The sequence below is a fragment of the Pedobacter zeae genome (assembly GCF_014196715.1).
GTDB lineage: Bacteria > Bacteroidota > Bacteroidia > Sphingobacteriales > Sphingobacteriaceae > Pedobacter > Pedobacter zeae.
Genome location: NZ_JACIEF010000004.1, coordinates 611,026 through 623,381, shown reverse-complemented (window position 1 = coordinate 623,381; position 12,356 = coordinate 611,026). Strand labels below are relative to the sequence as shown.

The 12,356-nt window shown below is 38.2% G+C and carries 9 protein-coding genes; 6 read left to right on the top strand and 3 right to left on the bottom strand.

Annotated features, from left to right (window positions below):
• Positions 1 to 26 precede the first annotated feature (26 nt).
• On the top strand, positions 27 to 2,960 hold the full coding sequence (locus GGQ60_RS21285) for a M16 family metallopeptidase (protein ID WP_183768143.1): 2,934 nt from the start codon (positions 27 to 29) through the stop codon (positions 2,958 to 2,960).
• Between the two features lie 270 nt (positions 2,961 to 3,230).
• Here GGQ60_RS21285 and GGQ60_RS21280 read toward each other — a convergent pair whose 3' ends face one another.
• Positions 3,231 to 4,283 carry a glycoside hydrolase family 130 protein gene (locus GGQ60_RS21280; RefSeq protein ID WP_183768141.1) on the bottom strand — a complete coding sequence of 351 codons (1,053 nt, stop codon included), beginning with the start codon at positions 4,281 to 4,283 and terminating at the stop codon, positions 3,231 to 3,233.
• A gap of 66 nt (positions 4,284 to 4,349) precedes the next feature.
• Positions 4,350 to 4,535, bottom strand: a complete 186-nt coding sequence (locus GGQ60_RS21275; protein WP_029276197.1) for a CsbD family protein — start codon at positions 4,533 to 4,535, stop codon at positions 4,350 to 4,352.
• A 198-nt stretch (positions 4,536 to 4,733) separates the two neighbouring features.
• Here GGQ60_RS21275 and GGQ60_RS21270 point away from each other — a divergent pair, with 198 nt between their 5' ends.
• Together GGQ60_RS21270 and GGQ60_RS21265 are read left to right on the top strand one after the other, a co-directional pair.
• The gene (locus tag GGQ60_RS21270; protein ID WP_183768139.1) at positions 4,734 to 7,736 is read left to right on the top strand and encodes a SusC/RagA family TonB-linked outer membrane protein; all 3,003 of its coding nucleotides are present in this window, start codon (positions 4,734 to 4,736) and stop codon (positions 7,734 to 7,736) included.
• Between the two features lie 20 nt (positions 7,737 to 7,756).
• On the top strand, positions 7,757 to 9,124 hold the full coding sequence (locus GGQ60_RS21265; RefSeq protein WP_183768137.1) for a RagB/SusD family nutrient uptake outer membrane protein: 1,368 nt from the start codon (positions 7,757 to 7,759) through the stop codon (positions 9,122 to 9,124).
• A 186-nt stretch (positions 9,125 to 9,310) separates the two neighbouring features.
• On the opposite strand, the gene acs is transcribed toward GGQ60_RS21265, so the two are convergent.
• On the bottom strand, positions 9,311 to 11,239 hold the full coding sequence (gene acs, locus GGQ60_RS21260) for an acetate--CoA ligase (RefSeq protein ID WP_262891945.1): 1,929 nt from the start codon (positions 11,237 to 11,239) through the stop codon (positions 9,311 to 9,313).
• Positions 11,240 to 11,635: 396 nt separating this feature from the next.
• Between acs and rpmB the strand changes: the two genes are divergently transcribed.
• From rpmB to GGQ60_RS21245, 3 genes are all read left to right on the top strand, one after another.
• Positions 11,636 to 11,869: a 50S ribosomal protein L28 gene (rpmB, locus tag GGQ60_RS21255; protein ID WP_025145121.1), complete on the top strand. Its 234-nt coding sequence runs from the start codon at positions 11,636 to 11,638 to the stop codon at positions 11,867 to 11,869.
• 44 nt (positions 11,870 to 11,913) lie between these two features.
• Positions 11,914 to 12,096: a 50S ribosomal protein L33 gene (gene rpmG / locus GGQ60_RS21250; RefSeq protein WP_010599807.1), complete on the top strand. Its 183-nt coding sequence runs from the start codon at positions 11,914 to 11,916 to the stop codon at positions 12,094 to 12,096.
• Between the two features lie 84 nt (positions 12,097 to 12,180).
• Entirely contained in the window at positions 12,181 to 12,336 is a 156-nt protein-coding gene (locus tag GGQ60_RS21245) for a DUF4295 domain-containing protein (protein ID WP_010599808.1), read from the top strand.
• The last annotated feature ends 20 nt before the right edge of the window (positions 12,337 to 12,356 follow it).

Sequence of the window (12,356 nt, the reverse complement as noted above, 5' to 3'; positions counted from 1 at the left end):
CATGATCATAAAACCAAAACCAAACAATGAAATTCAAACTATTTACTTTAGCTTGTTTTCTGATTACAGGTTCTATAGCCCAGGCACAGACAACCTATCAGTGGAAAACAGGAACATCAGGCGGTTATACTTATAAATATGTAACCAACGACCCAACCAAAAGCCGCTTTTATACTTTAAAAAATGGTTTAACGGTAATCTTATCACAAAACAATAAAGAGCCCAATATTACCTACAAGATGGCCGTTAGGGCCGGTAGCAATACCGATCCGCGTACGAATACCGGCTTGGCACACTATCTAGAACATCTTTTATTTAAAGGAACTGATAAGTTCGGAACTTTAAATTACGCGAAGGAGAAGCCATATCTCGATAAAATTGAGGCCCTTTACGAAACTTATAACAAAACTACCGATCCGGTTAAACGTAAAGAGATTTATAAGGAAATCGATAAAACTTCTGGTGAGGCTTCGAATTATTCTATCGCAAATGAATACGATAAAATGATGAAATCGATCGGAAGCAACAGCACCAATGCCCATACTTCAGTAGAGGAAACCGTATATGAAGAAGATCTTCCATCCAATGCGATTGACAAATTTTTGGCGGTACAGGCTGAGCGTTTCCGTGCACCGGTTTTCCGTATTTTTCATACGGAGTTGGAAGCGGTTTATGAAGAGAAAAACATTGGAATGGATAACGATGGGCGTAAAATGTACGAGAAAATGCTGTATTCGTTGTTTCCTACCCACAATTACGGACAACAAACTACCATTGGTACCATTGAGCATTTAAAAAATCCATCGTTGGTCGAAATCAGAAAATATTATGATAAATATTATGTGCCTAACAATATGGCCTTAATTATGAGCGGTGATATTAATTATGATGACCTGATTAAAAAAATTGATAAGGATTTTGCTTATATGAAGCCAAAACCCTTATCGTTATACAACCCTGCCCCTGAGAAACCATTAACACAGGTTCAGAAAGTTGATATTTATGGGCCAAGCGCTGAGAATTTATATGTTGCCTACAGGGGTTTTGCGCAAAACACCCACGAAAGTTTATTATTGGATTTAATCGGCAGCATTTTATCTAACGGTAAAGCGGGTTTAATGGATATCAACATCAACAAACAACAAAAAATGTTGCGTGCCGGTGCGGGTTATAACTCGATGAAAGATTATGGTATTTTTATTTTATCGGGTTCGCCAAAAGCAGGCCAGAGTTTGGAAGAAGCTCAGAAATTATTATTGGAACAAGTAGAATTGCTTAAAAAAGGCGAATTTGATGAAAGTCTGATCAAAGCGACTGTAGCCAACATTAAACTGGCCGAACTGCAGGGTTTCGATAATAACGATGTCCGTGCAGATGCCACCATGAATGCCTTTATCCAAAATCGTGGTACCGAATGGGATAAAACGCTGGCTTCAACTGATGCCATGGGTAAAATCACCAAAAAAGAAATTGTAGATTTTGCCAATAAATTTTTCATCAACAATTATGTTGCCGTTTTAAAGCATAAAGGTGAAGACAAAAGCATCATCAAAGTAGAAAAACCAGCCATTACAGCGGTTAAAACCAATACCAATGAGGTTTCGCCATTTACCAAAAATATTATTGCACAACCGGTAAAACCAATTGCACCTAAATTCTTGGATTATACAAAAGATCTTCAGTTTGGCAAAGCAGGTATTGCCGATGTGATTGCGGTTCAGAATACAGAAAATGGAATTTTCCGTATGGGCTACCGTTTTGATATGGGTTCTTATAACTACAAATTATTGCCTTATGCAGCACAATACCTGTCTTTCTTAAGTACCGATAAATATTCTGCAGAAGATATCAGTAAAGCATTTTATAACATTGCCTGCAGCTATAGCATCAACGTAGGTACCGACGTCACTACCGTTTCCATCACCGGTTTACAGGAGAATTTCGATAAAGCCGTGGCTTTACTTGAAGATGTTTTAGCACACTGCAAGCCGAACGAAAAAGCTTTAGAAGATTTAAAGGGACGTTTGTTAAAATCGAGGGAAAATGCAAAATTGAACAAAAGCTCCATACTGAGTGGTTTAATGAGTTATGCACAATACGGTTCTGATAATCCTTTCAATTATGGATTAAGCAACGATGAGATCAAAAATATGAAATCAGCCGATCTGATCTACATTTTGCATAACCTTACCAATTATAAACACACCATTACTTATTACGGGCCAAAAACATTGGCTGCATTTTCTGCTGATATTGTAAAAGCACATCCATTGGCAAAAGAATTTACTGATGCGGCGCCGATCAAAAAATTTGTATACACCAAAACCGATTCGAACAAGGTTTATTTTGCAGATTATGATATGGTTCAGGCAGAAATCCGTTGGGTACGCAACAGCGGCTTGTACGATCCGGCCAATTCAGCCAAAATTGCTTTATTCAACAATTATTTTGGCGGTGGTATGGGTTCTGTGGTATTTCAGACCATCAGAGAATCTAAAGCCCTGGCCTATTCTACCTTTGCGGTATATTCTTCTCCAAACAGTAAAGAAAAAGAAAATACCATCATTGCCTATGTAGGTACACAGGCTGATAAAATGAATGAAGCAGTGGCAGGTATGAACGAATTGCTGACCACTTTGCCTGAGTCTGACAAATCATTCGACTTATCCAAAACCAACTCTTTAAACGGCATCGAAACGAGCCGCATCACCAAAGATGGTATTATTTACAATTACCTTGCCGATAAAAAATTAGGTTTCGATCACGATTCAAGGATTGATGAGTATGCCAATTTAAAACCCTTAACTTTTAATGACGTAAAATCATTCCACCAAAACAATCTTTCAGGCAAACCTTACAACTATTGTATTGTTGCTTCTGAAAAGAAAATTAACATGGCCGATCTGGCAAAATTTGGCCCGGTTACGAAATTAAGCCTGGAACAGATTTTCGGGTACTAATAAGGCGGAAGCTAAAAGGTTGCAGGCATAAGATAAGGGCCTGATGCCTTAAAACCAGATACTAGCGATTCTCGGAAACGGGAATCGCTTTTTTTATTTGGTTTATTGGTTCATTCGTTCACTAGTCATTGGTTCATTAGCCTGCATGGTGCAGAAAAGTCCGCTAATACATTGAAACTGCCAACTGATAACTGGTTCATTTGCCATTGGTTCGTTAGTGGGCATGGTGCAGAAAAGTTCGTTAATTCATTGATAATTACCAGCAGAAAACTATTGGTAAAAAACAAGTGTTTCCAAAATTTCCTTTATCGAAAACTGAGCCCCGCAAACAAATTCATCAGCCGCGCCATAGTAAATGGTTAGTTCGTCGCCGTTAACGATGTGCCCGTTTGTGAATACAACTTCGCCAAAAAAACCGTGCAGTTCGTAATCTTCTTTAGGTATCATAATCGGTTCTTCGGTTCTGGCCAGCACTTTCGATGGATCATTTAAATCCATTAGAAACGCACCTAAACAATACTGATGCTTTTCATTCGCACCGTGATATATTTCGAGCCATCCTTCTGCAGTTTTGATCGGGGCTGCACCGGCGCCCACACGGGCACTATCCCATAGTTCAGATCGGGTTTTAATGATACACCGGTGTTTTCCCCAATGGATCCCATCGGGAGATTCGGCAAGCCAAATATAATTACCGCCCAGAGCCACACTGCTGGGCCGGTGTAAAGCATAAAATTTGCCATTTATACGCTCTTCAAATATGGCGCAGTCTTTATTATGAGGTGGAATGATCATCCCGTGATTTTCGAAATCTTTCCAATTCCTGGTGGTCCGCATCCCCACACCAACCCCATGCCCGGAAACGGCCGTAAAGGTCAAATAATAAGTATCATCAATAAAGGAAACCCGGCAATCTTCAATTCCAAATATCTCGTCTTTGCCTTCTCCCTGTAACAACGGAAAACCTTCGGGTTGATAAAAATGAATGCCGTCATCGCTGCAAACCAATCTTAAATGAGATAAAGTGGTTAAATAATCCTCACCTTTATACCTGATTACCCTCGGATCAGTTGCGATTAAAAATGGATCATTTTCTTCAATGGCCAGAATTTCTATTCCATGTTTCTTTAAAATTGGAAAAGAAATTATACCCGCTTTTTGTTCAGGTCTTTCAGCTACCCGGATCAACAGCCATACTTTTCCCTCAAATGTAAAAACACCGGGATTTAGCAGGCAAACGATCTCCAGTCCCTCCCTGCTGGGGGCTAAATCTTTTGGTAATAAGATTGGATTTTGAATAAACCGTTGGGCGATGTCGGCCATAAACTGTATTTAAAGCAGACAGGCGGCCAAAATTCTGACCGCCTGTTTAGTTTATTGAATTGATAATTATAAGGAATTTATCCATTTCACAAGTTCATCCCTTCCTTTTCCGGTTTTTTGTTGCAGTTTTCCCAACAATTCATCATCTTGCCCCTCTTCGTGTTTTAAATCATCGTCTGTTAAATCAGCATAAGCTTGTTTAACCTTCCCTTTTATTTCATTCCACTTTCCTTTTAATTCTAACTTATCCATGCTCGTTTTTTTAATTGTGAATAATGTATTTTATAGATTAAATAACAACATTAACTACTTTTTGTTTCATTTTCCGACCAATTACCTGAGCAACAACGGTGTTTTGTCTTTTTTCCGTCAGTTTTATGTAGATTTTATTTATATTAACGGTATTATTTCTATCAATTATTAAACATTACTAACTAAATCAACGATTTGATGAAAAAATTACTCTTAAGTATGATTTTATCTCTCTGCGTAATTTCGTTTGCTTTCGCACAAGGCAAAGTAATTACCGGAAAGGTGACGTCTACCACCGGACCGATTCCAGGCGTTAGCGTATTTGTAAAGGGCACACCAGGTAACGGCACGCAGAGCGATGCCACCGGGGCTTTTAAATTAACTGTTTCAGAAGATGCTAAAATACTTGTTTTTAGCTTTATAGGCTACAAAAGCAAAGAAGTACCCATCACCGGGCAAACCATTAATGTAAGCCTGGAGGAGGAAAACAATACCTTATCTGATGTGATTGTAGTAGGTTATGGTACACAGAATGCCAGGGATGTAACCGGATCAATAGCGAAAGTTACGGCAGCCGATTTAAAGGACAGGCCATTAGCAACCATTGAGAGTGCTTTACAAGGCAAAGCTCCTGGTGTATTTATCAACTCTAGCAGTGGTAAACTTGGGCAGGCACTTCAAATTCGGGTAAGGGGTATTTCTTCGATTTCTGCAAGTAACCAGCCATTATTTGTAATAGACGGCGTTCCTATTGTAAGCGATGCACTGGGAACTTACACGGAGGCTGATAACCCGCTTGCAGCCATTAGTCCGGATGATATAGAATCAATGGAAGTGTTAAAAGATGCGGCCTCTGCTGCGATTTATGGTGCCAGAGGTTCAAATGGCGTTGTATTAATCACCACTAAAAAGGGTAAACAAGGCAGAACCAATATAGATTTTGGATACTACGCTGGCTTTAGTGATCCGACAAGAAAAGGAGAATTCTTAAATGCTGCACAATATAAACAGTTAATGGAGGAGTCTTTCAAAAATGTTGACTACAATGGATATAGTAATTCTTCTGAGTTATGGAAAGATTATACCGGAACAAATGACTGGGACGGCACAACTGATGCAAACTGGGTAAATGCATCTTTTAGAAGAGGGCATGTACAACAATATAACTTAAATATCAGTGGTGGCGATGCTAAAACCCGCTTTTTAATCTCTGGTAATTACAGCAATAATGACGGAATTATAGTAAGTAACCGTTATGTACGTACAGGCGGTAGATTAAGCTTAGACCATACCGTTTCTAAAATTTTAGATATTGGTGGAGCAATAAATATTTCTAAGGTTGACAACTATCGTATTCCTACGGATAATGCATTTTCAAACCCTCTACAATTAAATGCACTGCCTCCGATTCAACCCATATATGATGCATCCGGTGAGCTGAACAATAATACGGTTTATTATAACTCACTAATTGATATCTCCAACGGAAGCAACTTATCTACTACCTACAGAACCTTTGCAAATGCATACGCAAGTTTAAAAATTACACCCGACCTCGTTTTTAGAAGCGAATATGGTTTTGACTTTAATAACCTGGAGGAAGAACAATATCTGGGTTCGAAAACACAAGATGGTGGTAGTACAAGTGGGTATGGAAATGATTATAATGCGAAGTCAATCAACTTTAACACCAACAACACTTTAAATTACACTAAAGTATTTAATCAGAAACACAGTTTAAATGTGTTAGGTGGTTTTACTTTTCAAGACACTAAATTTAGATATGGAACGGTTACAGGAACAGGTTTCCCGTCTGATAGATTTGTTAAAATTGCAAGTGCAGCAACAATTTCAGCAGGAAGTTCATTCGAAACTGAATACTCTTTTGTATCCTATTTAGCCAGGGTAAACTATAAATATGATGACAAATATCTGGTAAGCGCTTCCGTTAGAACGGATGGTTCATCAAGATTTGGGGCTAATAACAGGTACGGAACTTTCCCGGCAGCTTCTTTAGGCTGGATTGCTACTAATGAAAACTTTTTAAAGTCAAGCACTTGGTTAAGTTTATTAAAAGTTAGAGCAAGTTATGGATTAACCGGAAACGCGGAAATTGGAAATTTTGCATCCAGAACATTGTATGGTGGGGTTAATTATGCAGGTACGGCAGGTACACTTCCAAATCAGTTAGGAGATCCTAATTTAACATGGGAGAATACATCAAACTTTAATATAGGTTTAGACTTTGGCTTCTTATCGGATAGAATTACAGGTACCATTGAAGCCTATAAGAAAAAAACTACAGATTTACTCCTTAATGTTCCAATTGCAGCAACTAATGGGTTTACATCCATTACTCAAAATATCGGAGACATGCAAAATAAAGGTTTGGAATTCTCATTAAATACCAGAAACTTTATTGGAGCATTTAAATGGAGTACATCATTCAATATTGCCTTTAATAGAAATAAAATTCTTCGATTAGTAGATGGCCAGCCAATTTTTACTGGTGGCAGATTCTTAGGAAGGATTGCAGAAGGCGAACCATTCGGATATTTTTACGGTAAAGCTTATGCGGGGGTAGATGCAAATAATGGCGATGCACTTTACTATGTTGATGCAAGCCGTACAACCACCACAAATAACTATAATGCCGCACAAAACCAAAAAATCGGCGATCCAAACTCAAGATACTTTGGTGGATTTGGAAATCATCTCTCATTCAAAAATTTTGATTTAGATATTCAAGCTCAATTTGTTAAAGGAAACGATATTTATAATATGGCAGGTGGTTTTCAGTCTGCAAATGGCGATTATTTCGACAATCAAACCATCGATCAGTTAAACTACTGGACACCTACAAATAGGATTACAACCATTCCTCAGCCAAGATTTGATTCTGCAAACGGCACAAGACCTTCATCCAGGTATATTCAGGATGGTTCTTATTTAAGGATAAAAAGTGTTGTTTTTGGGTACAATGTACCAAAAGAGTTTATCACAAAATATAAACTACAGAATGTAAGAATCTACGCTTCGGCACAAAACCTGTTTACCATTACAGGCTATAATGGATATGATCCTGAGGTAAATACACCTGCAGGCTCTTCTCTTCAAACAAACAATATCCAGATTGGACACGATTTCTACACGCCACCACAGGCCAGAACGATAACTTTTGGAGTAAATATTGGGCTTTAATGGATATAAATATTAGAATTATGAAAAATTATTATAAAAATATATTGGCTGCAGCACTTATTATTTTAAGTGCATCGTGTAAAAAACAGCTAGAGATTGAGCCAAAACAATCGATTTCTTCGGATGTAGCCTTATCTACCACAGCTGATGTTCAAAATGCTCTTGTAGGCGCCTATACCGTATTAGCTACAGGAGATTTATATGGAACAAACCTTGTCTTTCTTCCGGATATCTATGCGAGTAATAGCTATTTAAACTGGACAGGTTCATTCAGCACTTATAGGGATATTTCTAATAAGGCAATCATTTCTACGAATGGAGATGTATTAAGAACTTGGGTTTCTGCTTACAAAGCGATAAACGTAGCCAATACTGTACTCTCTGCAACCGGAGTTGTAAGCAACGCCGCTACTAAAGACATCATTGAAGGCAAAGCTTTATTCATCCGGGGGATTATGCATTTTGAACTGGTGAGGCTTTATGCCCAGCCCTTCGATGCAACCGGAACTAACACAGGTTTAGGTGTTCCAATCATCACAAAAGCCGTACAATTAACCAGTGATATTGTAACGAGTGTTCCAAGAAATACAATTGCAGAAGTTTATACCGCTGTAGAAAATGATCTTAAATCATCAATTACCAAACTCAGTGCTGTTAATGAAAAATATGCATCAATGGCCTTTTTAGCCCGTGTGTATCTCCAGGAAGGGAAGTATGCTTTGGCCAGAGACCTTGCAAACGACATTATTACAAATAGTCCATACACTTTAATAACCAATTCTATGGAAGCTCCATTCAGAACCAAAAACTCAAGTGAGGGTATTTTTGAAATTCAACAGAACGAGCAAAGTAATGCCGGATCTTCAAATGATGGATTGGCAACTTTTTATGCTAGTTACGAAAACTCAACCGGAGGTAATGTTGGTCGCGGAGATGCAAATGTTAATACAACTTTTTATGATTCTTTTGAAGCCGGTGATAAAAGGCAAACTGATTTAATTTATACCGGTACTGGAGCAAAAACAGGCTTATTTACAAAAAAATGGTATGACTATTTTGGAAATATCCCCGTAGCACGTATTACTGAGCAATATTTAATTAGGGCTGAGTGTAATTTCAGATTAGGTACCGCTATAGGGGCTACCCCAGCTAGTGATATCAATACTTTAAGAGGTAGAGCAGGTTTAGGCACAGTAGTGCCAACGCTGGCTATAATTTTGAATGAACGTGAAAAAGAACTGGATTATGAGGGTTTCAGATTGCATGATTATAAACGTACAAAGCGTTCTCTCGGCGCTTTCGCATACAATGATCCAAAATTGGTTTTCCCTATCCCTGATCGCGAATTAACTGCTAACAAAGCATTAGTTCAAAACCCGGGGTACTAATTTATTAAACCGTAAAATATACCTTTCAACAATCGAAAGCATATTTTATACCAGAAATGGCCTCGAAAAAATCAGGGCCATTTCTATTACCTTTAATTATACTTTTGATTAAAAAACATTCATTACAGGTAAAACGAAAATGCCTCCTATCTTCTTTGGAGGCATTTTGATTAAATAAAGTCTGAACTAAAGCTGCTTAGCCGCTTCAATAATTTCCTCTACCACACCCGGATCAAGCAGTGTAGAGGTATCGCCTAAATTACTGGTATCACCTTCGGCGATCTTACGTAAAATTCTACGCATAATTTTTCCCGAACGTGTTTTTGGCAAACCAGAAACAAATAATATCTTATCAGGCTTTGCAATAGCCCCGATTACGCGAGTTACAGTTTGTAGAATATCTTTTTTAGACAGATCGGCTTCTCCATGCATATCCGGATAGATCACAAAGGCATAAATTCCCTGGCCTTTTACATCATGGGGGTAACCCACCACAGCACTTTCTACCACACCGGCATGCATATTAATGGCATTCTCTACCTCTGCGGTACCAATACGGTGCCCCGAAACATTCAGTACATCGTCTACCCTTCCTGTAATCCTGTAATAACCATCTTCATCCCGTAAACAACCGTCGCCGGTGAAATATAAATTATCATAAGTAGAGAAATACGTTTGTTTGCAACGTTCATGATCGCCATAGGTAGTACGCAACATACCAGGCCATGGGAATTTGATACAAAGGTTGCCCATTACGCCATTGCCTTCAATCTCATTACCGTTTTCGTCAACCAGGATCGGTTGGATACCCGGTAAAGGCAATGTAGCAAAACTTGGTTTGGTTGGTGTTACCGTAGCAATAGGCGAAATCATGATCCCTCCGGTTTCAGTTTGCCACCAGGTATCGGCAATAGGTGCTTTGCCATGCCCGATTTTCTCATCAAACCAATGCCATGCTTCTTCATTGATCGGCTCCCCTACCGAGCCTAAAACCCGGATAGTGCTTAAATCTTTGCCATTTAAAGGCTCATCGCCATAACTCATTAAAGAACGGATAGCCGTTGGAGCAGTATATAGCGTATTTACTTTGTGTTTTTCTACAATATCCCAAAAGCGGGAAGGACTTGGATACGTTGGAATACCTTCGAACAGTACTGAAGTAGCGCCCTGCGAAAGCGGTCCGTAAACAATATAAGAGTGTCCGGTGATCCAACCGATATCGGCCGTACAGAAATAAACTTCCCCAGGTTGGTAATTGAATACATTGGCAAAGGTATAACCTGCATATACCATATAACCACCGCAGGTATGTACCACTCCTTTTGGTTTTCCGGTTGAACCGGAAGTATAAAGGATAAACAGCATATCCTCCGCGTCCATTTCTTCTGCCTCGCAAACATCGTTCACGTGTTTTACCTCATCTTCCCACCAAACGTCTCTGCCCTTCAGCATCGAAACCGGAGTTCTGATATGGGTAAGTACAATACATTTTTCTACCGTCGGACAACCGATCAGCGCATCATCAATCACATCCTTTAAAGGGATCTGCTTATTGCCGCGATAAGAACCATCGGCGGTTATCACCAATTTACATTGCGAATCGTTGATCCTATCGGCGATTGACTTTGCAGAAAAACCACCAAAAATAACCGAATGTACAGCACCAATCCTCGCACAGGCCAGGACAGCAATAGCCAGTTCGGGTACCATAGGCATGTAGATACAGATGCGGTCGCCCTTTTTTGCTCCGTTACGTTTCAATACATTGGCAAAACGGCAAACACGCTCATGCAGCATTTTATAAGTATAGGTTACACTTTCTTCTTCCGGGTTATTAGGCTCCCAAATAATAGCAGGTTTATCTCCATTCGTAGCCAAGTGCCGGTCTAAACAATTTTCGGTAATATTAAGTTTAGCACCTTCGAACCACTTGATATTGGGTTCGTTAAAGTTCCAGGATAAGACTTTAAACCAAGGCTTACGCCACTGAAAGTTCTGTGCTACTTCTCCCCAAAACTGCTCCGGGTTTTCTACGCTTTTTTTATAATCTTCTTCGTACTGCTTAAAAGATGTAATTTGCATCGCTTGTTTATATTTTGGTTTAGTGGGGCTAATTTAAATAAATAATAATAAGGAGAAACAGACAAATCGTATCAAAATGAATATCAAACTTTGATGTTATATTATTTTTAAAGATCAAATATGTTAAATATCCATTTTCAGTATGGCAAAGCTTTTACTATCTATGAATATAAATTAACCTAAATTCGATGATTATTCTTTGAAACCTAAATACAACAGGTGCTATATCATAAAGCTCCTGCCTAAAAAATCAACAGTTACTTTTAGTCCAGCCCAGCTATTAAATGCTTAAAGTCAAAATTAATGATCTCACTTCAGCGAATTATAAAAATAATTAGCTAGGCTATTGCCGTTTACAATTTTTATTCAGATATTTGCACACTCTTAAAAAAATTAAGCGGACGATATTAACAACTATATTTACAAGTCATGTCAAGAGTTTGTGATTTAACAGGAAAAAAAGCAATGGTAGGTAACAACGTTTCTCACTCAAACGTTAAAACCAAACGCAAATTTTATCCAAACCTACAACTTCAGAAATTTTATATCCCTGAAGAAAACCGTTGGATTACGTTGAAAGTTTCTACTTCAGCGATCAAAACCATCAATAAGGTGGGTATCAGCGAAGCAATTAACCGTTTCGTAAAAAAAGGATTTTTGTAAAAAACATTAACTGTTGAGATTAACAGTTTTCAATTTATAATAAAATGGCAAAAAAAGGTAACAGAGTTCAGGTTATTTTAGAATGTACTGAACATAAAGAAAGTGGCATGCCAGGTATGTCTAGATATATTTCTACCAAGAACCGTAAAAACACTACTGAAAGATTAGAATTGAAAAAATTCAATCCGGTATTGAGAAAAGTAACCGTACATAAAGAGATTAAATAAGGCTGAAGGTAAAAGGCTTAAGGTTGAGGGTCTAACCACTCATTCAATCCTTTCTATCATTCAATCATTTAAAATTATAAGAACATGGCAAAGAAAGTAGTTGCAACCCTTAAAACAGGTACAGGTAAAGAATATTCGAAAGTAATTACAATGGTAAAATCACCTAAAACAGGTGCTTATTCATTCAAAGAACTTATCGTACACAACGACCACGTAAAAGATGCTATTGCATCTAAATAAGGTTAATATTTTTTAATATA

Coding starts and splice junctions, on each gene's coding strand:
- rpmB (WP_025145121.1), top strand. CDS start 11,636: ATGTCAAGAGTTTGTGATTTAACAGGAAAAAAAGCAATGGTAGGTAAC.
- GGQ60_RS21245 (WP_010599808.1), top strand. CDS start 12,181: ATGGCAAAGAAAGTAGTTGCAACCCTTAAAACAGGTACAGGTAAAGAA.
- rpmG (WP_010599807.1), top strand. CDS start 11,914: ATGGCAAAAAAAGGTAACAGAGTTCAGGTTATTTTAGAATGTACTGAA.
- GGQ60_RS21270 (WP_183768139.1), top strand. CDS start 4,734: ATGAAAAAATTACTCTTAAGTATGATTTTATCTCTCTGCGTAATTTCG.
- GGQ60_RS21280 (WP_183768141.1), bottom strand. CDS start 4,283: ATGGCCGACATCGCCCAACGGTTTATTCAAAATCCAATCTTATTACCA.
- GGQ60_RS21285 (WP_183768143.1), top strand. CDS start 27: ATGAAATTCAAACTATTTACTTTAGCTTGTTTTCTGATTACAGGTTCT.
- GGQ60_RS21275 (WP_029276197.1), bottom strand. CDS start 4,535: ATGGATAAGTTAGAATTAAAAGGAAAGTGGAATGAAATAAAAGGGAAG.
- GGQ60_RS21265 (WP_183768137.1), top strand. CDS start 7,757: ATGAAAAATTATTATAAAAATATATTGGCTGCAGCACTTATTATTTTA.